The 24,811-nt window shown below is 64.0% G+C and carries 14 protein-coding genes; 13 read left to right on the top strand and 1 reads right to left on the bottom strand.

Features of this window, described 5'->3' with window-relative positions; genetic code table 11:
* Positions 1 to 2: 2 nt before the first annotated feature.
* Positions 3 to 1,211 carry a DUF4785 domain-containing protein gene (locus tag ABE463_RS10505; protein ID WP_346468127.1) on the top strand — a complete coding sequence of 403 codons (1,209 nt, stop codon included), beginning with the start codon at positions 3 to 5 and terminating at the stop codon, positions 1,209 to 1,211.
* Positions 1,212 to 1,221: 10 nt separating this feature from the next.
* Here the strand turns inward: ABE463_RS10505 and ABE463_RS10500 are convergent, their stop codons facing one another.
* Entirely contained in the window at positions 1,222 to 2,052 is an 831-nt protein-coding gene (locus tag ABE463_RS10500) for an ATP-binding cassette domain-containing protein (RefSeq protein WP_346468126.1), read from the bottom strand.
* A gap of 150 nt (positions 2,053 to 2,202) precedes the next feature.
* Here ABE463_RS10500 and ABE463_RS10495 point away from each other — a divergent pair, with 150 nt between their 5' ends.
* The 12 genes from ABE463_RS10495 (at position 2,203) to ABE463_RS10440 (ending at position 24,765) form a co-directional block, all read left to right on the top strand.
* Positions 2,203 to 3,405 (top strand): fatty acid desaturase, encoded by a 1,203-nt coding sequence (locus ABE463_RS10495; RefSeq protein ID WP_346468125.1) that lies wholly within the window; start codon positions 2,203 to 2,205, stop codon positions 3,403 to 3,405.
* A 3-nt stretch (positions 3,406 to 3,408) separates the two neighbouring features.
* Complete coding sequence (locus tag ABE463_RS10490) at positions 3,409 to 3,786, top strand: EF-hand domain-containing protein (RefSeq protein ID WP_346468124.1); 378 nt, start codon at positions 3,409 to 3,411, stop codon at positions 3,784 to 3,786.
* A gap of 595 nt (positions 3,787 to 4,381) precedes the next feature.
* Positions 4,382 to 6,103 carry a ShlB/FhaC/HecB family hemolysin secretion/activation protein gene (locus tag ABE463_RS10485; protein WP_346468123.1) on the top strand — a complete coding sequence of 574 codons (1,722 nt, stop codon included), beginning with the start codon at positions 4,382 to 4,384 and terminating at the stop codon, positions 6,101 to 6,103.
* A 37-nt stretch (positions 6,104 to 6,140) separates the two neighbouring features.
* Positions 6,141 to 17,972: a hemagglutinin repeat-containing protein gene (locus tag ABE463_RS10480; RefSeq protein ID WP_346468122.1), complete on the top strand. Its 11,832-nt coding sequence runs from the start codon at positions 6,141 to 6,143 to the stop codon at positions 17,970 to 17,972.
* 5 nt (positions 17,973 to 17,977) lie between these two features.
* Positions 17,978 to 18,814 (top strand): Imm49 family immunity protein, encoded by an 837-nt coding sequence (locus ABE463_RS10475; RefSeq protein ID WP_346468121.1) that lies wholly within the window; start codon positions 17,978 to 17,980, stop codon positions 18,812 to 18,814.
* 629 nt (positions 18,815 to 19,443) lie between these two features.
* Complete coding sequence (locus ABE463_RS10470; RefSeq protein WP_346468120.1) at positions 19,444 to 20,412, top strand: IS5 family transposase; 969 nt, start codon at positions 19,444 to 19,446, stop codon at positions 20,410 to 20,412.
* 254 nt (positions 20,413 to 20,666) lie between these two features.
* Positions 20,667 to 21,206, top strand: a complete 540-nt coding sequence (locus tag ABE463_RS10465; protein ID WP_346468119.1) for a hypothetical protein — start codon at positions 20,667 to 20,669, stop codon at positions 21,204 to 21,206.
* A complete protein-coding gene (locus tag ABE463_RS10460) occupies positions 21,203 to 21,511 on the top strand; it encodes a hypothetical protein (RefSeq protein WP_346468118.1) in 309 nt (102 codons plus the stop codon). Before ABE463_RS10465 ends, ABE463_RS10460 begins: the two co-directional genes overlap by 4 nt.
* A 76-nt stretch (positions 21,512 to 21,587) precedes the next feature.
* A complete protein-coding gene (locus ABE463_RS10455) occupies positions 21,588 to 21,803 on the top strand; it encodes a hypothetical protein (RefSeq protein WP_346468117.1) in 216 nt (71 codons plus the stop codon).
* A 3-nt stretch (positions 21,804 to 21,806) separates the two neighbouring features.
* Positions 21,807 to 22,643, top strand: a complete 837-nt coding sequence (locus tag ABE463_RS10450) for an Imm49 family immunity protein (RefSeq protein ID WP_293979392.1) — start codon at positions 21,807 to 21,809, stop codon at positions 22,641 to 22,643.
* A 45-nt stretch (positions 22,644 to 22,688) separates the two neighbouring features.
* A complete protein-coding gene (locus ABE463_RS10445) occupies positions 22,689 to 22,979 on the top strand; it encodes a hypothetical protein (RefSeq protein WP_293979390.1) in 291 nt (96 codons plus the stop codon).
* Between the two features lie 769 nt (positions 22,980 to 23,748).
* Positions 23,749 to 24,765, top strand: coding sequence for an IS30 family transposase (locus ABE463_RS10440; RefSeq protein WP_346468116.1), 1,017 nt, complete (start codon positions 23,749 to 23,751; stop codon positions 24,763 to 24,765).
* Positions 24,766 to 24,811 lie beyond the last annotated feature (46 nt).

Below are 24,811 nucleotides of genomic sequence, written 5' to 3'. Positions count from 1 at the left end.
CGATGATGCGACAGACGACGATCGCGGTGGCCCTGCTCGCCGCCCTGGCAGCCCTGCCACTGCAGGCGGCACAGCCGCTGCTGGCCGCCCGCGCCAGCGACCAGGTGCCACGCGCGGTGGAGCGTGCGCCCTTGCCGGCCGGGCCGGTGGAGCAGGCGCCGGTGAGCTTTGCCTGGGCGCTGGATCCGACCCAGGCGCTGACCCCTGCGCCGGTCTTCATGGCCAGCAGCCGCAGCTACTGGGAGATGGTGGACGCACCGGCGCTGCAGCAGGGCCTGGTGTTGCCGCTGACCGCGCCCGACGCGGTGATCCAGCTCAGTCCGGTGCAGGGCGCGCGTGCGCTGGATACCACCCAATGGCAGGTACGTGACCCGGCCGGCGCACTGGCGGTGGCCAAGGTGGTCGATGACCAGCAGCTGCGCGCGGCCGGGATGTCGGTCGGCACGGGCACGGCCATGCTCCGCACGGGCATCACGGCGGCGGTGGGCGACTACCGCCTGCAGAGCACGCAGGCCCAGGGCCGCTATGTGGTGCAGGTGCTCGAACCCAACAGCCTGATCGCCCTGCAGCTGCAGGCGAGCGGCGAACGGGTGCTGGCCGGTGGCACGCTCACGTTGAGCGCGCGTCTGGTCAACGACGGCGGTGCGGCAGCGGCGCAGCTTGGCCGTGCCAGCGCGCGGCCGCTGCCGGCCGTGGGCGAGGCCCTGCTGGTGGCGCCCGATGGCCGCAGCTGGCCGGTGCCGCTGGTCGCTGGCAAAGACGGTCTGCGTGCACAGGTGACCGTGCCGCAGGACATCGGCACGGCGCAGGGGCTGTGGGAACTGCAGGCCTTCGTCAGTGCCGACGGCGTGCAGCGCGATGCCAAGGTGGCGTTCGCCGTGGCGCAACCGACGGCGCGCTTCCAGGGCCAGGTCGAGGCGGATGCCAGCCGCCGCGAGCTGCGCCTGCCGTTGCAGATCGGTGCGCCCGGCCGCTACGAGGCGCGCGGCACGCTGTATGCCACCGGCCCCGACGGGACGCTGCGGCCAGTGGCGCAGGCACACAGTGCGGCGTGGTTCGCGACGGCGGGGGCGGGTGAGCTGCGGCTGCCGTTCGCCAGCGTGGCACTTCCGCGTGGCTATGCCGCCCCGTTCGAAGTGCGCGACCTGCAGTTGCAGGACCAGAGCCGGATGGCCCCGATCGAATCACGCGCGGTGGCGGTGAGGTTCTAGGCTGCGTGACCTAACCCGCGAACGCACTCAACCGGCCGGCCTGATCCACCACGCGGATCGGGCCGCCGAACAGCTCGGACAACGGCGCATCGCGCAGCAGTTCCGCGCGCGGGCCATCGGCGAGGATCTTGCCACCGCGCAGCATCACCACCCGCTCGATCTCGGGAATGATCTCCTCGATGTGGTGGGTCACCAGCACCAGGGTGATGCCCTGGCGGGCGAGCTCGCGCATGGTGGCGATCAGCTGCTCGCGGGCGATGAGGTCCAGCCCGGTGGAGGGTTCATCCAGCAGCAGCGCCTGCGGCCGGTTCACCAGCGCCCGGGCGATCAGCACGCGCCGGGTTTCGCCGGCCGAGAGTTCGGCATAGCCGCGCTGCAGCAGGGGCAGGGCACCGGTCATCGCCAGGGTTTCACGCGCGCGTTCGCGCATCTCCGGGCTCACCTCGCGGAAGGCCGGCACCACGAAGCTGGCGAAGAAGCCGGTCAGCACTGCCTCTTCCACGGTCAGCCCGGGCATGTCCGAGAGGTTGCTGCTCAGGTCCCCGGTGACGATGCCCAGCTGCGAGCGCAGCCGGTCCACCTGCCAGCGGTTCTGGCCGAGTACGCGCACCGCCACCGTGCCATCACCGTGCGCCAGCGGGTAGAGCTCGCGGGTGATCAGCTTGATGAAGGACGACTTGCCGCAGCCATTGGGGCCGAGCAGGGCGGTGTGCTGGCCCTGTTCGATGCGCAGGCTGAGATCGTGCAGGACCCGGACCTGGCCGCGGATGACACAGGCGCGGTCGAGCTCGATCAGGGGGACGGAGGAGGCCGGCACCGCCGGCGAGGCTGCGACTGTCATGAATGCGGGGGCATGCTCACGAAGGTAAGGGGAGAACTGAATGACTGCGCAAAAATGGCATCGAAGGGATGAAGTTTGCAACGTCTGGCCCCATCATGTCTGGAGGTATCCCTGTTTCCTTGACGGCCGACTGCGGCCCGGAGTCCTGCGATGTTCGATACGCTCCTCAACTTCCTGACCGGCGGTGTCGTCGGCCTCGGCTGGTGGGGCATGGGCCTGGTGCTGCTGGTGTTCACCCAGCTGACCATCTTCGCCGTGACCCTGTATCTGCACCGCAGCCAGGCGCACCGCGGGGTGGATTTCCACCCGGTGATCGCGCACTTCTTCCGGTTCTGGACCTGGCTCACCACCTCCATGATCACCAAGGAGTGGGTGGCGATCCATCGCAAGCACCACGCCAAGGTGGAAACCGATGAAGACCCGCACAGTCCGGTGACCAAGGGCATCGGCATGGTGTTCTGGCGGGGCGTGGAGCTGTACCGCGAGGCCCGCGCGATGCGCGCGGATATCGAGCAGTACGGCCGGGGTGCCCCGGACGACTGGATCGAGCGCCACCTGTACACCCCGCACGCCAATCTCGGCCCGGTCGCGCTGCTGGTCATCAACAGCATGCTGTTCGGCCTGCCCGGCGTGGCCCTTTGGGCGATCCAGATGGCGTGGATCCCGTTCTGGGCGGCCGGCGTCATCAATGGCCTGGGCCACTGGTGGGGCTACCGCAACTTCGAATCGGCCGATACCTCCACCAATCTGACGCCGTGGGCGTTCTGGGTGGGCGGTGAAGAGCTGCACAACAACCACCATGCCTTCCCGAGCTCGGCCCGCTTCTCGATGCGCCGCTGGGAGTTCGATATCGGCTGGGCGGTGATCCGCGGCCTGCAGGCGGTGCGTCTGGCCAAGGTGCTGCGCGTGGCGCCGAGCATGGACGTGCGGCCGAACATCGCCGTGCCGGATGCGGAAACCCTCAAGGCCCTGCTGTCGCACCGTTTCCAGGCGATGACCGATTACCAGCGCAACGTGTTCGTGCCGGCCCTGCGCGAAGAGGCCGCGATGGCCGGCGCCAAGCTGCGCAAGCTGCTGCCGCGCCGCATGCGCCGCGGCCTGGTCAACGACGGCCGCTGGCTCAAGCCGGATTGCCGCGCCCAGCTCAGCACGTGGGTCGAACAGCGCCCGCGCATCCGCGTGCTGGTGGAACACCGCGCCCGTCTGGCGGCCCTGCTGGAAGCGCGCGGCAATGACGCCGCCGAGCGCCTGAAGCTGCTGCAGGCCTGGTGCCACGAAGCCGAAGCCAGTGGCATCGCCGCGCTGCAGAACTACGCCGCGCGCCTGAAGGGCTACGCACTGACGGCGCACTGATCGATGCGCTTCCCAACCGGGAACGTCTCCGCGAAACGCCGCCTTGTGCGGCGTTTTGCGTGTCTGGGCCTGGCCGTTGGCGTGCTGGGCCCGACGGCACAGGCGCAGGTCACCGACACCGGCAGCTATCTGCAGCGGATGGACACCGACGGCGACGGCCGGGTCAGCGTGGAGGAATACGTGCAGTGGCTGCTGTACGCCTTTGATCGCATGGACCGCAACGGCGATGGCGTGCTCAGCGCCGATGAGCTGCCCGGTGGCAAGGGCCCGCCGATCACGCGGGAGCAGCAGCGGCAGACGCTGATCCAGCGGTTCCACAAACAGGATGCCAATGGCGACGGATATTTGAGTGCGCGCGAGTTGGCTGCGCCGCCGCGATGAGCTGAGCTGAATTGCCGCCGTGACGTTGTAAATACGGTCGGGAATGTGACGCTGATCTCATTTCTGCCGCTCCGCTGAACGAACCCGTGCTTTACATTTCATTAACTTTTGGTAGGTTGCGCCCATTGGCAGACGAACGCGAAGCGTTCCCCATCGCCTCCAACCTGGTACTTCAGCACGGTGTTGGGAGCGGATATGTGTTCCGGAGGCGATGCCGAGGTACATGGAGCTGCACGCAGGCAATGGAAGGCAACACAGGCAAGGCAAGAGCGGGTTGCAGTTTGACTTCGCAGTTCTCGCACATTGACAGGCAACGCTCAGGCATGGGGCTACACCTTCATGCTTGCCGACGTCCAATGGCTTGAATGGCGATGGCAGCCTGGTACAGGGGGCAGCACTGAAACGGCGGTCCATCGATGGCACCGCGTGCGCAGACTGCTGAAACATCACAGTCCCGTTGACATGGCAGTTGAACGAGGTGCGTTGCACGCTTGACCTGTAGGCCGCGGAAAAGGCGGCGGAAAGGACACGGATGTCGTGCAGTACACCCGCGAAGGTGCCCATGAACGGGGCTTCGGTTGGATGGTCTGATTGAATGGATGCAATTGCAGTGTCATCGCCACGGCGCCTGAGTGCGTTGTTTTTCGTTTTGATCCTGGGTCTGACGGCTCCCGTTGCGACGTTGGCGCAGGCGGGTCAGCCAACGCTGGCCGATCAGCAGGAACTGCGCGACCGTGCCGAGCGCGAAGCGCGTGAGCGCGCTGAACGGCAAGCGATTCCTGAAGTTGTAGGCCCTGCCGCACCAGCTGCCGCCAACTACCATTCCACGGACCTGCCCGACGAATCGCCCTGCTTCCGCATCGATGCCATCGTGCTCGATGGAGCGCATCGCGACCGGTTTGCCTTTGCTCAACGCTACCTGGACAAGTACCAGGGACGCTGCATTGGCCAGGAGGGCATCGCGCAGATGGTGCGCAGAGCATCGGACCTGATCCTGGCCAAGGGCTATGTCACCACCCGCATCGGCCTGCCCGAGCAGAATCTGGGCGCAGGCACCCTGCGCCTGCAACTGGTAGCGGGCACCATCCGTCAGATCCGTTTCGCCGATGGCCCTCCTCGCGATGCCATGTGGAAAAGTGCCTTCCCGGCGCGCGCTGGCGATGTGCTCAACCTCCGCGCGCTGGAGCAGGGCCTTGAGCAGCTCAAGCGGGTGCCATCGCAGGATGTGGAGATGGAACTGGTGCCCGGCGCGCAGCCTGGCGAGTCGGACGTGGTGATTACTCTGAAGGCCACGCGGCGCTGGCGCAGTGCATTGTCGCTGGACGATGGGGGTAGTGAAGGTACCGGCAAGCAACAGGCCGGCACCACCGTATGGGCCGACAACCTGCTGGGCATCAACGACCTGTTGAGCATGGGCATCAACAGCGATGGCAGCGCCGAGCACGGCAAGGGCACGCATGGTTACAACGCATCCTGGAGCGCGCCGCTGGGCAACTGGCGTTTCTCGACCAGCACGTACGGCTCGCGTTATGCGCAGATCATTCGCGGCAACAACGACGACTTCAGCAGCACCGGCCGTTCGCGCAGCCTGGATCTGACGGTGGAACGCCTGCTCACGCGCGGCCAGAGTTATCGCACCGCCATGGAGCTGCGCCTTGCCCAGCGCCACTCGCGTAGCTTCGTCGAAGGCGTTGAACTGCGAGGCCAGCGCCGCAGGACCACCTCGGCGGAACTGGCCCTGCTGCATCGTCAGTACGTGGGCAGCCTGCAGGCAGATCTGCGCCTGGCCCACCGACGTGGCCTGCCGTGGCTGGGCGGCGATGACGATGGCCCAGGACGCGATGACGAAGCCCCCACCTTCCGTTACCGCATCACCACGCTGGATATCGGTGTCGGCGCTCCGGTGCTGCAGGGCCCCCGCCCAATCTATTGGAACAGCGCGCTGCGCTATCAGTGGACCTCCGACCCGCTGTACGGCGCCGAATTCATCAGCATTGGTGGCCGCTACACCGTCAACGGCTTCGACGGCGAAGTGATGATGGGTGGGGCGACCGGTGGCTACTGGCGCAACAGTCTCAACTTCAGCCTGCACCGCCGCTTCTCGCCTTACGTCGGCGTGGATGTGGGCCATATCGCCAGCAATGCGGTGCAGGGAATCGCCGGTGGCGACATGGTCGGTGCCCACGTAGGCGCCCGAGGCCAGGCGCTCAGCCTGGACTGGGATGTCTTTGTTGGTTTTCCGCTGGAAGCGCCACGTGCGATCCGCGCGCAGAGCGATGCGCGGGTAGTCGGGTTCCGGCTCGCAACACAGTTCTGAAAACGAAGTACCTCGCCTTACACATGGATGACCTGTCATGAAGACCCGCCTCGTTGACGTCCGTCGCACTGTTGCCCGTCCCATCTCCAGCTCCCGCTGGCGGATCGGCCTGCTGGCCGCCGTAGTGACCGTTGTTTTCGGCGGGCCCTTCAGCTCGTTCGCACAGGTGCAGCCGCAGGCCGGCAGCCAGGCACGGCAGGAGCAGGCGGCCAACGGCGTCCCGGTGGTCCAGATCGCCGCGCCGAACGCCGCCGGTGTCTCGCACAACCAGTACGAGCAGTACAACGTGGGGCGGCAGGGACAGGTACTCAACAACAGCGCGACCACCACACAGACCCAGCTGGCCGGCTATATCCAGGGCAACGCCAACCTGCAGCCTGGGCAAGCGGCGCGGCTGATCCTCAACGAAGTCACTTCCAGCAATCGTTCGTTGCTGCAGGGCCACGTGGAAGTGGCCGGCGCGGCCGCGCAGGTGATCATCGCCAATCCGAACGGCATCACCTGCGACGGCTGCGGCTTCATCAACACCACCCGTGGCGTGCTTACCACCGGCACGCCGCTGTTCGGCGGCGACGGGAGCCTGTCGGCGTTCCAGGTTGGCCGCGGCAGCATCCGCATCGAAGGCGCGGGGCTGGATGCAGACAACCTGCAGCGTATCGACCTGCTTGCGCGCGCCGTGGAAATCAACGCCGGCCTGTGGGCCAAGGACGCCAACGTGGTGGTGGGTGCCAACCACATCGACTACGACAGCCTTGCCACGCGCGCGATCCAAGGCGACGGTGCGGCACAGGGCTTCGGCCTGGACGTCGCCGCGCTGGGCGGCATGTATGCCGGCAAGATCCGCCTGGTGGGAACCGAGGCCGGCGTCGGCGTGCGCAGTGCGGGCGCACTGGTCGCCACGGGCGGCGACTTCGTCCTCACCAGCGCGGGTGACGTGCAGCTGACCGGTCGCACGGCGGCGGCAGGCAACATCATCGTCGACAGCGCTGGCACCCTCGCCGCCACGGGCGCGACGCAGGCCGGTGCGGACATGCGGCTGAGCGGTCGCGACGTACAGCTTGCGGGGACCGCATACGCGGCAGGCGTGCTCGATGCCCGCGCATCGCAGACCCTGGACGCCTCGGGCAACCTCCTTGCCGGGCGCCTGCAACTGGCTGCCGATGGCAACCTGCGACTGGCCGGGCAGGCCGAAAGTCGCGGCGACATCGACCTGCGCGCGGGTCAGCAGCTGGAAAATACCGGGCAGGTGATTGCCGCAAACCAGTTGCAGGCGCGTGCCGCCAGCATCGTGCAGCAGCAGGGCGCGCGACTGGCGGCGCAGGGCGCGCTGCAGTTGCAGGCGAACGGCCACATCGACAACGCCGGCGTGGTGATCGGCAGCACCGGCACCCGCATCGAGGCCGGCAGCCTGGCCAACCGGGGACAGCTCTACGGCCAACGGGACGCCACGCTGGCGGTCAGTGGTCGGATCGACAACAGCGGGCTGATCGGCGCCGCGCAGACCTTGACCGTCACCGCCGTCGAGCTGCAGCAGGCCGCATCGGCCGAGCTTTCCGCCGGCACCGACGTCACCCTGGATGTTACCGGTGAGCTGGCCAACGCCGGCCAGCTCATCGCCGAGCGCACGTTGACCGCACGGGCAGACCGCCTGACCAACACCGGCACCACGGCCGCCAGTGACACCCGCCTGACCGTGGGTGCACTCGACAACCGCGGCCTCGTGCTGGGCTCAGGCACGTTGGACGTCGATGCATCCCGTCGCATCGACAACGCGGCCGCCGCGCGCCTGCGCGCCGGCCAGACGATCAATCTGCGTGCCGCGCAGCTGGACAACGCTGGCGAGATCATCAGCGACGGCGACCTGCGCATCCGTGCGGACACCATCGCCAACCGGCAGCGGCTGGAAGCAGCGCAGCAGCTCCAGCTCGATGCGCGCACCCTCAGCCAGACCCGGGATGGCCTGGCGCTGGGTCGCCAGCTGACGGCCACCACCACCGGCCAGCTCGATAACGCCGGGCGTCTGCACGCTACCGAGCGCATGACGCTCAACGCGGGCGCTCTGGACAACACCGGTACCGTCTACAGCGCCCGAGACCTGCGCCTGGACAGCAGCGGCATCCTGCGCAACGCGGGCATCATTGCCAGCGACGCGGCGGTCACGCTGCGTGCGCAGACGCTGGAAAATCTCGCCGACGGCGACATTTCCAGTGCGGACCTGTTCGACATCGACGTGCTGCAGGCCGCCAGCAACGCTGGCAACCTTTACGCACGGCGCGCGCTGGAACTGCGTGCCGCGCGCATCGACAACAGCGGCGCCGTCTACAGTGCAGGACGTGCCGACTTGGTGGCCAACGACGTGCTGACCAACCAAGGCAGCCTGGTGTCCGTGCAGACGCTGGACGTGCAGGCTGCCTCGCTGGACAGCAGCGGCGATCTCGGCAGCGAGCAGTCCGACGTGCGCCTGACCACCACCGGTGATCTGGCCCTGACCGGCAAAACCATCGCCGCCGGACAGCTCAACGCCGAGGCGGGCGGCACGTTGCGCCAGAGTGGCAAAGCCTACGCTGCCACCGGCGTGACCCTGCGCGCCCAGCGTGACCTGCAGTTGGCGGGCAACCTGGACAGCAGCGCGGACATCACCCTGCATGCCGGCCAAGCACTTACCAGCGACGGCGATGTATACGCTACCGGTGGGATCAGCGCGGATGCGGGCACCGTCCTGCGCAACGCCGGCAGCATGCAGGCCGCCGCTGTCACCCTGCAGTCCGCTGCGGTTGAGAACCGTGGCCGACTGCTGGCCAGCGGCAACGTCACCGTCAGTGGCGACACCGTCGACAACAGCGGCCAGATTGTGGGCGGCCTTGCGGCAAATGGCGTCTTGGGCAGCACCGGCCAGGTCAGCCTGACCGCGAACACCCTGCTGTTGCAATCCGGCAAAGTGCACGCCGGCCAGCGCGTGGCGCTGCAAGGCAGTGGCTTGGACCTGCGCAATGGCCTGGTGTGGTCCGGTGGCGAGCTGGTGGCACGCGCCACCGGCGGCACGCTGGACAACAGCAACGGCACCCTGGTCGCTACAGGCACGCTGCAGTTGGAAACCACCGGCGAACTGATCAACCAGGGCGGCTCGTTGCAGGCAGCGCGCCTTGGCATCCTGGCCGCAGCGCTGGACAACCGCGCCGGCGAGCTGATCCAGACCGGCAACGACGCATTGACGCTCGCCTTCAGCGGTGCGCTGCGCAATGACGGTGGCCGCATTGCCGCCAACGCAACTGACCTGACCTTGGAGGTGGCGACCCTCCTCAACAACGGCGGGCGCATCGAGCACGCCGGCACCGGCACCGCGACCGTGCGCGCTGGCGCGCTGGGCAACACCAACGGCGGCCTGATTGTCGGCAACGGCGCCGTGTTGGTCGATGTCTCCGGCGACTTGACCAATACCACCGGCAGCCAGATCAGTGCCGGCCGCGGCGCCGATATCCGCGCGCGCCAGATCGACAACAGCGGCGGCCGCATCGATGCCGTCGGCAACCTGCAGCTGCGCGCCACCGAAGCCCTTCAGAACGTGGCCGGCACGCTGGCCCAGCGTCAGGCAGGCACCCTGCAGATCCAGGCGGCCAGCGTGGACAACCGCACCGGCCTGATCGGTGCCGAGGGCAATGCAAGCGTCATCACGGCCAGCCTGGGCAACCAAGGTGGCAACCTGTACGCCAAGCAGAATCTGACGCTGGACATCAACGGCGACCTGCGCAATGGCGGCGGTCTGCTGTATGCCGGCGGTCAACTGCAGCTGGACGCCGAGGGCGTGCTCGACAACCAGAGCGGCAGCATCGAAGCCTATGCAGCGGCCGGCATCACGGCGGGTGCGGTGGACAACCGCAGCGGTCGCCTGGTGGTGGATGGCAGCAACACGCTGGCCGTCACCACCGGCGGTGCGCTCGACAACAGCGATGGTGTGCTCGGCAGCACCCAAGGCAACATCGCGCTCAGCGCCGCCACCGTCAACAACCAGCGCGGCAAGCTGGTCGCGGGCCAGAGCGCCACCCTGCAGACCACCCAGCTGGACAACCGCAGCGGGCGCGTCCACGCCGGCGCCGACCTGACCTTGGACAACGCATCGGCCACCGTCCTCAACGGTGCGGGCGAGCTTTCCGCAGGCAATCTGTTCACCCTGCGCGCCGCCAGCCTGGACAACACCGGGGGCCGCCTGATTACCCGCAGTAGCACCCTGTACCTTGGGGCGCTGAACAACGGCAATGGCGAAATCAGTGCCTACCAGCAGTTGTGGGCACAGCTGCAGACCTTCCAGGGCAACAATGGCCGCCTGTTCGGCGGCGCCGACCTGGAACTGCACCTGGCCGGGGACTACCTGCACCAGAACGCACAGCAGCTGCAGAGCAACGGGCGCCTGGCGCTGAACGTTGCGGGCACGCTGATCAACCAGGGCCGCATCGAGACCAGCGGCACCCTGGAGCTCAATGCCACGCAGATCGACAACACTGCGGCGGGCACCATCAGCGCCGGCAACGGCGCCGGTACGGCCAGCGCGACGCTCACCGCCAGCCAGGGCATCAACAATGCCGGCCGCATCGACGGGGACCGTGTGCAGGCCACCAGCAGCTGGTTCACCAACACCGGTACGGTGATGGGCGACCAGGTCACGCTGAGCGCCGGCACTGTCACCAACGGTCGCGAACTGGGCAGTACCGTGCCCGTGCGCGACTACAACGAGGGCCTGCTTGCCACCACCGGTACATTGGCCATCAACGCCGACGTCTTCAACAACCTCGACGGCGAGCTGTACAGCATCGGCGACATCCGCATCGGCGGCCGCTGGGGTGGCAACGCGCAGCAGATCGTGAACCGCTCGGGCCGCATCCAAGCCGAACGCGACCTCGTGCTGCTGGCGCTGGGCGTGCGAAACGAGCGGCGTGTGCTGCAGTACGAACAGAAGACGTACACCGCGGAGGATCAGGCGGGGGATCCGGATGCCGGCCGGTTCGACGGTGGTGGCACGCCGTATGAAATCTACCAGCGGTACTGTGGCAATTCACAATCGCCCTGTTTCATCTGGCGTGACCACGGCGTCACCAACACAGATACCGTACTGCAGGGCACGCGCATCACTGCCTTCACTGCGGCCGGCCAGTTCCTGTCCGGCCGCGACATGCTGATCAGCGGCGGGAGCGTGGACAACATCTACTCGTCCATTGCCGCCGGCACCAACCTGACCATCAATGGTCGCGGTTCATCCAACAGCGACAATCCGGCCGATTGGGCGGGCGTGGTCAACAACGTCGCCCTCACCGCCACCAAGACCATCCAGCGCGTCTCCGAATATGAAGTGGAGTACCAGACCTGCCGTGCCGGCCTGACCTGCCACGAAGAGCCACGGTGGGCAAATGGTGTATTGAGCACCACTACCGTCACCAAGGAAGTGGCCGTGCCCGGCGGCAACGCCAGCATCACCGCCGGCCGCAACGTCGTCATTGAAGCCCGCGACGTCAACAACACGGTGGTCAACGCGGGCAGCGGCGGCGGGCCAGCCGACATCGGCGGCTGGAACGGCGTGGGCGCGTATGTGCCCACCCTCGGCAACGGCAGCCAGGCCGGCGCGGCCACCGGCAACGCCGGCGCACCGGACCCGGTGACCGGCATTGCCACCGGCCCGGCCATCGGCACGGTCGGCGGCAACGGCCAGGGCCCGAACGTCGGCGCACCGGCACCGGGCACCAGCGGCGTGGTCAAGCCGCCGCAGGTGTTGGGCACCGCGCAGAATCCGCTGCCGGGCCTGCTGGCGCCGGATAGTGGCCTGTACACCGTGAACCCGGGCAACCAGCGTTGGCTGGTGGAAACCGATCCGCGCTTCGCCAATTACGGCCAGTGGCTGGGCTCGGACTACATGTTCGCCAAGCTCAACCTCAACCCGGACCAGCGCCTGAAGCGCCTTGGCGACGACTTCTACGAACAGCGCCTGGTGCTGGAACAGATCACCGGCCTGACCGGCCGCAAGTACCTCGATGCCGACCTCGACAACGGCATGGACCAGTACCGCGCCATGATGGATGGCGGCGTGTCCGAAGCCGGCCGCCTGCAGCTCACCGTCGGTATCGCACTGTCGGCCGAGCAGATGGCCGCGCTGGACGAAGACATCGTCTGGATGGTGGCCCAGAACGTCGGCGGCCAGCAGGTGCTGGTGCCGGTGGTGTACCTGAGCCAGGCCACCGCCGACCGCCTGCAGCTGGGCGGCGCGGCGATTGCCGGCGAGAGCGTGGACATCCGCGCCAACAACGTGAACAACCAGGGCATGATCACGGCGGATTATCGGCTGTCAGTCGACGCCGGCAGCCTGCTGAACGACCGCGGTGCGGTCACCTCCGGCGGCAGCCTGCGGGTGTCTGCGGTTGAAGACATCATCAACAAGGACGGCCTGATCCAGGGCGGCAGCATCAGCCTGGTCGCCGGCCGCGACCTGCAGAGTGTGGCCAGCCTCGGCGTGGCACGCATCGAATCCACGGGTGGCCTGGAGCTGGTCGCCGGCCGTGACCTGTCGCTGGTGGGCGCTCAGACCAGCGCCAAGGGCAATGCCGCACTGCAGGCCGGGCGCGATCTCAACCTCACCACTCAGCAGAGCGGCGCCAACGGCGAGCTGTTCAACCGCACCACGCTGGATGTGGGTGGCAGCCTGGGCCTGCAGGCCGGCAACGACCTCACCCTTACCGCGGTGCAAGTGAAGGCCGGCAACGGTCTCAGCGCAGTAGCTGGCAACGACATCAACCTCAACGTGCTCAGCACCGAGCAGACCAGCCGCTACAAGAACACCGAGAGCACACGCCAGACCCTTCAGACCAGCGGCCTGGAAGCGGGCGGCAGCATGGCGCTGCAGGCCGGCCAGGACGTCAACCTCAACGCGGCCAACCTGACCGCCGGCAACGCGCTGGCCGTGGTGGCCGGGCGAGACCTCAACGTGGGCGAGGTCACCACCACCGACACCAGCTCGACCGACATCCGTCGCAAGCGCTATTCCCAGCAGACGCAGACGCTAGACCAGACCGTCCACGGCAGCACGATCAAGGCCGGCGGCGACATCGCGCTGGTCGCAGGCCAGGACGCCACGCTTACCTCGGCCGGCGTGTACAGCGATGGCGGTACCGTTGCCGTGTCCGCGGGACGCGACGTGGTGCTGGCCACCGCCGATGAGGAGCACACGTTCGAGCAGGACACCTGGAAAAAGAAGAAGAAGACCCTCTCCAGCACCACCACCACCACCCGCGAAACGTCGTCGGACACCTACGCGGTAGGCACCACGCTCAGCGGCGACGGCGTGCAGATCGCGGCAGGCCGCGACATCAGCGCCACCGGCGTGCAGATCGGCGCCACCGGCGACGTGCTCCTGGCGGCCAACCGCGATATCACCGTGGAAGCGGCCACCGAGCAGCACAGCGAGTCGTTCGACCAGAGCAGGAAGAAGTCGGGCCTGTTCGGCGGCGGCGGTGCCAGCGGCTTCGGTGGCATCGGCATCACCGCCGGCAGCCAGAAGGGCAGTACGTCCACCTCGCTGGAGCAGACCACGCGTTCCGGCAGCATGATTGGCAGCCTGGAAGGCAATGTCAGCATGATCGCGGGTGGCGACGTCACCCTCAGTGGCAGCGACGTGCTGGCCGGCCGTGCGGCCGACGACGTGCTGGGCTTGGGCGGCAACATCGCCATCCAGGGCAAGAACGTCACCATCAATCCAGCCGAGGAAACCGAGCACTACCGGGCAAGCCAGAGCAGCCGAAGTAGTGGCGTGTCCGCAACGCTCACCGGCACACCGATCGACACCATCCGCAACCTGCAGCAGGTCAGCAACGGCTCGGGCAGCACCGCGGACAAGGCCGGTGGCTACATCAAGGAACTGGGCGCGGCCTCGCTGACCCTGCCCGGCATCAACGTCGGCTATGGCAGCAGCAAGAGCCAGGGCAGCGTTGCGGTGGACACCACCACCCAGCGCGGCAGCAGCCTCAACGCCGCTGGCAACGTCAGCATCCGTGCCACCGAAGGCGACATCACCGTGGCCGGCAGCTCCATCGCCGCCGGCGGCACCGCCACCCTCGATGCCCAGCGCCACGTGATGCTGCTCACCAGCATCGACACCCAGTCCAACGACCAGAGCAGTTCCTCACGCACCAACCAGTACGGGGCCAGCTCCATCTCGCTCGGCGACATGTTCCGCCACATCCAGGGCGGGCCGAACAGCAGCGGCGTGCGCATGTCGCCGTACAACAGCGGCAACAGCGACGGCAGCAGCACCCAGCAAGTGATCGGCCAGACCGGCAGCACCATCAACGCCGACAAGATCAACCTCGTCAGCCGCGAAGGCGACATCACCCTGCAGGGCGCGCAAGTTGCCGCCGAGAACGCACTCAACGTGCTGGCCCAGAAGGGCGGCATCGAACTGCTGCCGGGTGAGATCACCCGGACCTGGCAGGAAACCCAGCGCAGCAAGCAGATTGGTGATCTCGGTGGCGACGGTTACACCGGCAGTACCGGCGTGCGCAATGAATACCATGACGTCAACGGTCGGCAGACTGACCAGAACAGCGTCCGCACCAGCCTGACCAGTAACAAGGGCGACATCAGCCTGGTCGCCAAGGAAGACCTGGTCGCGCGCGGTGCGGATATCGCCGCAGGCAATGACGTGACCCTGGTCGGCCGCAATGTCATCCTTGACGCTGCTACCGATACCCTCACCCAGGCCGAGCGCCACCGCGTGAACCAGGCCGGCGGCACCATTGCCCTGTCCGGGTATGGCGTGCAGGCCGCGCAGGCGGCCGAGTCGGCGCAGCGCGCCTCTCAAGCCGGCGACGACCGCCTGGCGGCGCTCTATGCGGCGCAGGCCGGCTACGCCGCCAAGGACGCCATGCAGGGCACCGGCGCAGCAGTGAAGGTCACCGCCAGCGTGGGCAGCAGCAGCGCCTCCAGCAGCAGCACCCTGCACCAGTCCATCGAACAGGGCAGCACGGTATCGGCCGGGCGCAACGTCACCGTCGTTGCCACCGGCGACGGCACTACTGGTGCGGATGGCTACGCAGCGAACGGCGACATCACCCTGCGCGGCGCGCAGATCAGCGCCGGCAACAACGCCAGCTTCGATGCCGCCCGCGACATCAACTTCCTGTCCAGCCAGAGCAGCAACCAGCAGGATGGCGCCCACAAGAGCGGCAGCGGCAGCGTTGGCGTAGGCTTCGGCTTGGGCGGCTCGCAGAATGGCTTCACCATCGAACTGGCGGCGTCTGCCGCGCAGGGTCGGATGCAGGGCAACGGCACCACCCACCAGGCAACCCAGGTGGAGGCGGGCAACCAGCTGTCACTGACCAGCGGCCGTGACACCACCCTGCAGGGTGCCCAGGCCATGGGCGACAGCGTGCTGGCCGACATCGGCCGCGACCTGACCCTGACCAGCAGCCAGGACCGCCAGTACTACGACCTGAAGGACCAGAACGGCGGCTTCGGCGTCTCGCTGTGCATTCCGCCGCTGTGCTTCGGCGCCAGCAGCGGCAGCGTGAGCTACGGCCAGACCGACATCCACAACAACTACAACAGCACCACCCAGCAGACCGGTATCGCGGCGGGTGCGGGCGGCTACCAGATCAATGTGGGCAACCACACGCAGCTGGATGGCGCGGTCATTGCCAGCACTGCTGACCCGTCCAAGAACCTGCTTTCCACCGAGAGTCTTGGGGTGACGGATCTTTCCAACCAAGCCAACTACAGCGGCGGGAGCTTTGGCGGCTCGGTCGGATTCAGTGGGTCGATTGGTGATCAGAGCAATGGAGGCGCGAATGCGGGCGCACCGAACGAAACGCGTTGGAGTGGTCCGATTCCCGGTCCGAGCCTGGGTGTTCCAACGGGTGACTCGGCTAGCAGTGTGACCCGCAGCGACATTTCTGCCGGTACGGTCGTGGTGCGAAATGGCGATACCTCTGCTCTGACAGGCTTGGATCGCACTGCCACGGATCTGCAGCAGGAAGGTCTTGCGAACAAGTTTGATGCGGAGAAAGTGCAGCGCGACCTGATCGCGGCGCAAATCGCGAAGGAAGTGGCGTTCCGCGCGGCGGGCGATCTTGCAGAAGAAATGACGAGCAAGTATCGCGACGCCCAGGTGAGTGCAGCAGCTGCAGAGCGCGTGCTGAAAAGCGAAGGCGCCACGGAAGCGGACCGTGCCGCCGCGAGCGAGCTGTTGCGGCAGGCAAACGAAGTCATTGCCTCCAACCAGGGCCAGTATGACCTCTGGAAGGATGGTGGAACGGCCAAGTCAATCCTGCATGCAGTGACTGGCCTTGTGGTCGCGGGCGCCGGAAATGGCGACCTGCTCTCCGGAGCCTTGGGGGCAGGTGCAGCCGAGCTGGGACGGCCTCTTACGGACTCGGAATCGGCATGGGTCCGCGAGCTCGTCAGCGCCGCGATCGGGGCGCTTGTTGGCGGCGAAACCGGCGCAGCGACTGCACTCGCTGGTGAGCAGTTCAACCGCCAGCTCCATCCGAACGAAGTGCAGTGGATCAAGGACAACGCGATTGCCTATGCGGAGATCTGCGGGTGCTCAGTGCAGGAAGCGGAGAAGCGCCTGTTTGCCGAGGCAGCACGAACGGTGGACAAGGAATGGAGCGATCTGTTCGACAAGGTGGGGGTGAAATCGGATGCGGACGCCTATGTGTTCCTCATCGAGGGCGCGATCCGAACCGGCGCGGGGGTAAATCGGCCAGGTGAGAGCCTGTTTGCGGCATCGCAAACGGCTTTTGAGAACCAGGATATCTACAAAGGCCTGATGACAAAGAATCCGCAGCTGCTCGCGAGCTTCGCGTCGTCCATGCTGTTGGTTGCCAGCGATTCGAAGGATGACAAGGCAGTTGAGTATGCTCTTTCGCAGCTGAGGCGCTACACGAATGATCGAGATTCCTTCCCTTGCGATGGAATGAACGATTGCGAACAGATGCACATGATGCGCCAGATGCTGAATGGCGACATGACAATCGATGAGTACAACGTGCATACCACCCAGCGGGGCGGCGTTGGATCGGCCGCAGGCGTGCTCGTTGGCACGGCCTTGTTGGCGCCAGAGGTGATCGCGGTTGTGCGAGGCGTCTGCATGAAGTCGCCTGGTCTATGCCAGAAGGCATATGCGTTCGCGGCAGATGTGGCGGCAGGAGATGCACTGGGCGGCGCATCGTTCGGCGGTGCAGCGGTTGCCGGATCAACGGTCGCAGGCAAGGCTGAGGGCTTGGCGGAGCAGATTACGCGAAAGTTTGGCGATGATGCTGCGGCGGCAGCGGCCAAGGCCGCACACGAGGCAACTGAGTCGCGCGTTGCGCAGAACACTATTGCGGAGGCGCTGAGTGCGCCTTCACAAAACGTCACCGCGGGCGGATTCCTCAGTAAGCAGAAGGTGTGCGACGGCGGCTGCGTGGTTGACGTGGTAAGCGACGCGGAGAAAGCTCTCGTTCAGAGGATCGTAGATCACGGCGATCAGACCGGCGTGCTGACCGAGGAGCTCGTTGAACACATTGCCAAGCGAGAAGGCCTCATGTCCCTTGGTGGTACTAAATATGGCAGCAACAACGGCTTCGACCACGTGCTGCAATCTGCAGATGGGACGGTCACCATAATCTTGGACTCAAAGCAGATCTCTGCCGGGACAGTCCAGCTTGGATCTACGAAAGCCGGTGTCCAGCTATCGGACGATTGGATCAATGCGGTGCTTGGAAAAATTGGCCCTACACCGGCGGAGGCAGCGGTTCAACAGGCAATAAAGAACGGAACTTTGAGGATTGCGGTGGCCGGGGTGAACAAGGAAACTAGCGAGTTGGTAATGGTGAACATAAATCGGTGGTGACGAACGTGAAGAGCGCTGACTACCTCAGTGACATAAGCGGTGCGATTGAGCTTCTGCACCATCGGTTGCAGCCGGGTCAGTTCTATGACGCGGAATCCTGTCTTCGTTTCATCGAGACAAACACGGGAGACCCGTACGCCTGCAAAGAGCGTCTGCACATGTATGCGGTCGCTAAGGCGATGCTCTCGTGGTTCGAGGGTCAAGACCTGGAAGGGATGAAGCAGTGGTCGTACGTTGCAGCAAAGATCAGGCTCATCCTGTTTCAGGAGCGTCCAGCAAAAGACTGCCGGACGCCCATGTATCTGACGCCTTTGCTTTCCGACAACGTGGACCTCGTCGAGTGGTTCTCGCGTTTCGACTATCCATTTATGCCTGGAAGTGGCTCGCTATCTGGGAAGCGGCGTAACAATCCAAAAATGGATGAGTACTACCACTACAACACCCTGCTGGCGTTGCGTGGTGATTGGGAGACTTTGGTCCCGCGCTGCGAGGTATTTCTGGGGGATGTGCCTACCAAGCTTGGAAATTACCAAGCTGACTCTCGCTTTCACATGGCGCTAGCGGAAGGGGACGTCGCCCGCATGGAAGCCTCCCTGGACGAGTTGGTCGAGCCAAAGCTGATGAAGCGTCGGCAGGAAGAGGAAAGCGGTACCACCGGGCCATTCATATGCACGTTCGCTATTGTCTACGCAAAGATTGCATGGCTTCACGGTCACCGGGTGCAGGTGTCATCTCCATACGTGCCGAAGGAGTGGCTGCGCATTGCGCCGCTGCCGAAGTACGAGGATACATTTGCGTTCATGGCGCAATCTGACGACTCGATGCCGGTAGGACGCACGTGATTGCGGGAGCGCGCTTGGGGCAGATATAGTGCTGCGCAACATGACCGATGAACTTAACGATCTTGAAAAGGCGCTTGGGGGGCGACTGGCGCGAAAAGGGCAGCGCGAACTACCAGGCCTCAATCCCAGGGAGGGGTTAGAGGTCATCTATTATCAGGACGACGGAAGAACTACGGCCCGAAAGCTTTTCCGGATGCTTATGGAGGGCGTAAGCACCCCTAGCGCCAAAGCCGGCGGACTCGTGTCAGACCCGTGCACCATCGTCCTCCCGGATGGAAGACTATTTCGTGCAGCGTCATATCACGGCGATATCGATGGTTGGCGACAAGATATTGTCACTAATACGCGTGCGAAGGGAATTCTGTTAGGGAAGATCGATAGAGATCAATTCTTGGTAGCAGATGGCTCAAAGTTTCCACTACAGGAGTGTGTAGTCAAAGCAGAGGGTTGATCCGTGAGTCAAGAGGACCTTCGGGCCGGGATACAGCGACTGAACGAATCCTTGGATCCTAAGAATTCAGGGATAGACACTAGGGATGGTCTGAACAAATCTGCGCGAAATCTGATGGTGGCGCCGGCCGCTGGCGGGCAAGCTTGAGGTTCCTCAGACACCCGTTGTAGGACACTCCATGCAGCTGACATTCGGTGATGCCGAAGGCTTGGGCCAGCGCAAGAAGACGCGCCGCGAGCTGTTGCTCGACGAGATGGATCAGGTGGTTCCCTGGAAACGGCTGCTGGCGCTGATCGAGCCGCACTATCCGGTTTCAGGCCGACGAGGTCGTCAGCCGTACCCGCTGGCGACAATGTTGCGCATCCACTTCCTGCAGCAGTGGTACGCCCTGAGCGACCCGTCGATGGAAGAAGCGCTGTATGACATGGCGGTGATGCGCCGATTTGCCGGCATCAACAGCCTTGAGCGTATCCCCGACGAGACCACGATCCTCAACTTCCGTCGGTTGCTGGAGACTCAAAGGCTGGGCGCCAGGATGCTTGAGGCCGTCAACGCACACCTGCAGCATCACGGCCTGAGCCTACGCGCAGGTACGATCGTGGATGCCACGATCATCCACGCGCCCAGTTCTACCAAGAATGCCGACAAGGCGCGTGATCCGGAGATGCACCAGACCCGGAAGGGCAATCAATGGTACTTCGGCATGAAGGCGCACATCGGCGTGGATGAGTTCTCCGGCCTTGTGCACCACGTGAAGTGCACGGCTGCCAATGTCGGCGATGTCACGATCACGCACGAGCTCCTGCACGGCAAAGAGGGCTGTGTGCTGGGCGACAGCGGCTATACCGGAGCGGACTCGCGGCCGGAGCTTCAGGACTCGAAGGCGGCCTTCTTGATCGCCAGGAAGCGAGGCAAAGTGAAGGCGATCAAGAACGCGAGGGAGCGCCGGCAGCACGAGCGCTGGGAAAGTTGCAAAGCCAGCATGCGTGCGAAGGTGCAGCATCCCTTCCGGGTGATCAAGCGCCAGTTTGGTTACACCAAAGTGCGCTATCGCGGCCTGGCCAAGAACAGCACGCAGGTGCTGACGCTGCTTGCGCTGTCCAACCTGTGGATGACCCGTCGGCAGTTCCTGCCGGCCCGGGGATAAATCCGTCTGGAGGTGCCTAACGGGACCTCCAAAACCCCATTTTCGCAACTATCCGCTGCTCAGGTAACGCGCGGACGCTGTTTTACTCAAGAATCCAGCATTGCGCGTGATTTGCTCAGACCATCCCTAGAGATCCAGGTAATGGTCTGTACCTGGGGCAGCTGATCGACTACCAGCAGATGGTTCCGTCAGCGAATGAGGCAGCCAAGTCCGGGGCTGTAACAATTCCTTTGTGCGCAACCGGTCTTGGTTGCATGGCCGTAAGCGCCAAGGGCGTGGCTGACGGCATCGGTGAGATCAACAGAGGTAACGAAAAGGCTGGGTGGGCCATCATCGCTGCTTCCCTCGCCAGCGGTGGACTCAGCGCTCCGCTCGCGAAACAGGAGGCTGCAGTTGTCACTGGTGCGATTAAGGAAGCTGTCTCCAACCGGACTCTCATTGCCGAGCTTCTCTCTGTTGGAACGAAGATAACCGTGCAGGATGTTGTGGCCGTCGTGCGATTGCCAAATGGAACAATCGCATTCCTGGAGAGGGGCACGCCGAAGGCAGGCTTGGGCCATATCATCAAGGAGCATGCGGGCGACTTTGCTAACATTGGCGTGTCGCAGGCCGATATTCCAGCATTCGTTATGTATGCTTTGAAGTCAGGTAAGTTCGTCGGATACCAAGGCCAAGGAACGGGTCGTTCCGTCTATGAGGTTATGTTGAATGGCAAGGTCCAAAGAGTCGCGATTACCGTTTCCAGGAATGGATTCGTAGTGGGCGCAAATCCTGCAGGAAGCGGTCCGAGATGAAGATCAAGGTGATGCCTGACTACAAGGCCTATGCGCTATGGGACGACGAGTTCGCAACGGGAGATATTGACCCGGAGTCCCTGCCGATTTCAAAGGATCTGGTTCTAGAACTTAAACGCTGGGTTGAGTTCTATGAGCAGAAGCTAGATTGGGACGATCCTACTGCAGACCATTGGACCCAAGCCGAAGAACTGGATTTCGAGGCGAAAGGCCGATCGCTGACTTCAAAGGTCGCCAAGGAACTGGGGGCAGCACATCACGTTAGGTATTGGCAAGATCCCACAGATTATAGGGAACCATACTAGACAGAGGGTCACGACATATCCAATTCACGGGAGCGTGGTTCTCGCGGCGGACTGACACGTGTGGAGAAGACATGGCTTGGCGAGAACGCCCGATTCCGTGGGCGAAGAACCACGCTGGTTCGAGGGTGCGTTACCACCTTCGATCTGCGGCCTCGCCGAGGCGCTTTACGAGATTACTGCCGAGAACGCGGTGCGCACCGCCATGGCGAACGGAACGTTGAAGATCGCAGTAGCTGGCGTAAACAAGACTTCCGGTGAATTGGTTATGGTCACGCTTAGTCGATGGAAATGAATAATGAAAGATGACAACAATATGGCGAGCTTCGAAGCCGGAATCGAGCGTCTAAAGCTGTTTCTTGATCCCAACATTGGCCTCGACGCTGATGCGTACATTGCACACATCGAGAAGGGCACTGGTGATCCCTACATCTGTAAGGCGCTGCTGCACGAATACGCAATGGTGAGAGCCCTGCTGGCATGGTTTGAAGGCGGAGATATCAATGGGCTTAAGCAGTGGGCGTACGTATCGGGCAAGTTGAAGCGCATCACGTACCAACATGACCCGAAGGGCGTGTACTTCACTCCGGTGTACCTGATGCCACTGCTCTCCAACGAGCCATCTCTCATCGATTGGTTCGGCAAATTCGCCTATCCATTCTCATTGGAGAGTGGCAGCCCTGCTTCTACTCGCCTCAACAATCCCCGGATGGATGAGTACTACCACTACAACACGTGGCTGGCACTTCGCGGCGACTGGAAGCCGCTCGCAGAGCGCTGCCGCGAATTCCTCAGCGACGTCCCGGCAAAACAGGCGGCGTATCAGGCAGATAGCCGTTTCCACCTTTCGCTGACGGAGGGCGATGTGGGTGGGATGGAGTCGGCGCTGGCCGAGCTCGTTGAACCGAAGCTGATGCGGCGTCGTCAACGCGAGGAGAGCGGCTACAGCCAACACTTGATCTGCACGTTTGCCATCGTCTACGCAAAAATCGCTTGGCGGCATGGATTCCAGGTCAACGTTGACTCGCCATTCGTTCCGAAGGAGTGGCTGCCCATCGCGCCGCTACCGAAGTACGAAGATGTGTTTGCGTTCATGGCGAAATCTGACGACTCGATACCCGTAGCACGCACCTGATGAACTTGATCGTGAGGCCAATGCGCCTCTACCAAGGAGCAACAGATGTCAGTCATCCGCTCGGGTCGCAGTCGCAGTGTTCTTGTCATTGCCCTGGTCATCTGTAGTCTCTCCGGCTGCGTGACGCTTTCCGGTACGTACGTCGTATCGGCCACCGATGCAGAGGGGCGTGAGCTGTCTTCCAACCTGCGCATGACCGCCGATGGAAGCCGCATCTACACGGCGCGCAATGCGCTATGTGCGGCCCACCCTGGTGCGGTGGTGCACATCAAGGACCTGCAGACGGGTGAAGAGCTGCGCTCGGAGGGCCCTTACACCTGCAATCCGGCGAAATGACGCGCGAGGTGGCTAAGGGTCACGGCCCCGATCAAGCTCAAGGTCACGGCGGACTACGGGAGCTTTGCCTATTGGGACGACGAGTGCCCGACTGGGCCCATCGATCCTGCACCGCTGCCACTGACGCCCGGGTTGGCCGAGGATGTGCAGCGGTTGGTGGACCTCCTCGAATCCATGCTCAACTGGGACGTTCCGCCTGAAAATCGACCCCAACCTGCTTCCAGCGCTACCCGAAAAGACCTGGATGAACGACCTACTCAATGATTGGCTAATGTTCTCCAAGGGTTTTGCGCGAATTTGACAAGTCGCACTTACTTTGATTATTCAAAGATGAGCTTGATCAAGATCAGCTGCGCTCCATCTTCAGTGACGGCTCAACGGGTACGGAGCTGCACCGTAGGGCCGAGGAAGTGCTCGTTGTGTCAAAATTGGATGGCTACCTCTACTTCCAACCAAAAATCCCCGTTGATCCCGTGCTTCTGCTATCAGCCGCCAGGGCGGGGTTGGAAAAGCCCGCTGCATTCTGCAGCGACCGAGGAAATGCAAGACTTCAAGGTATAGCGGAAGGAGCGCGCATCGTTATACGCGACCGGCGATCTTTTCAGCTTCCAAAAGACCCAGACTCGCCAGCGGGATGGATGCTTGCATTCATAGGCGATGAAGTGGACTTCGCTCTTGGAGATGTCGATCCGGTGATCGATGCGCTGATGGAAGCACTGCTTAGACTCATTTTCCAAGTGCAACACCCGCTAACCAGTAGGGTGTCAGCATGTCCAGGCATTACAGCCATTTGAGCGCGGAAGAACGCGCCGTTGTCCAGATCGAGATCCAGGATGGCAAGAGCATGCGATCCATCGCCAGGCGCTTGGGCCGCAGTCCCTCGACCCTGAGCCGCGAGGTGGCCCGGCAAGGTGCGGCGACGTACAGCGCCGCCGAGGCCGGCAAAGCCTATCGCACGCGCCGACTACGCTCTGTTCGGCGTCGAAGGCTTGTCGAGGGCAGCGAGCTGTCTCAGTTCGTTCGTGATCACTTGGTGCTGTATCGCTGGTCGCCCCAGCAAATTGCTGCCAAGCTTCGCCACATGCATCCGGACGATTCCAGCCAGCGCATCAGCCACGAGGCTATTTACGCCAGCATCTATGCCCACCCGCGTGGCGAGCTGAAGAAAGAGCTGGTGGAAGCACTTCGGCAGAGCAAGCCGATGCGGGGTCTGCGCCGTACGACGGCAGCCAAGCGGACATGGGCTCCTGAGCAGCTGCGTATCGTGCATCGCCCGGAAGAAGTGCAGCAACGACTGGTTCCTGGCCACTGGGAAGGCGACTTGATCAAGGGGGCTTTCGACCGCTCCTGCGTAGCGACACTGGTCGAACGAAAGACCAGTTTTGTGATCCTCTGCAAGATGGACGGATGCACAGCTGAAGCGGCACTGGAGGGCTTCAGTCGCCAACTAAAGAAGCTGCCCGAATCCATGCGCACCAGTTTGACTTACGACCGAGGCACGGAGCTGACGTGCTACCCAGAGCTGATGGGCCGCCTGGATATCGACGTGTGGTTTGCTGATCCACACGCGCCATGGCAGCGCGGCAGCAACGAGAACACCAACGGATTGCTTCGCCAGTTCCTGCCGAAGGGCATTGATCTGTCGAGCGCGAGCCAGGAATATCTCAACCACGTTGCGATGCTCATGAACACACGACCACGTCAGACGCTGGGCTGGAAGACACCTGCCGAAGTGATGGACAAAGAGATCGCAGAATTCAGATCACGTGTTGCGCTTGCTTCTTGAGACCGCCCAGTCACTACTCAGCAGGAAGTTGCTATCCGTAAAGCAA

It is taken from the genome of Stenotrophomonas sp. TWI819, assembly GCF_039673075.1.
Classification (GTDB): Bacteria; Pseudomonadota; Gammaproteobacteria; order Xanthomonadales; family Xanthomonadaceae; genus Stenotrophomonas; species Stenotrophomonas rhizophila_B.
This window is presented reverse-complemented; position numbering and strand designations above follow the sequence as displayed.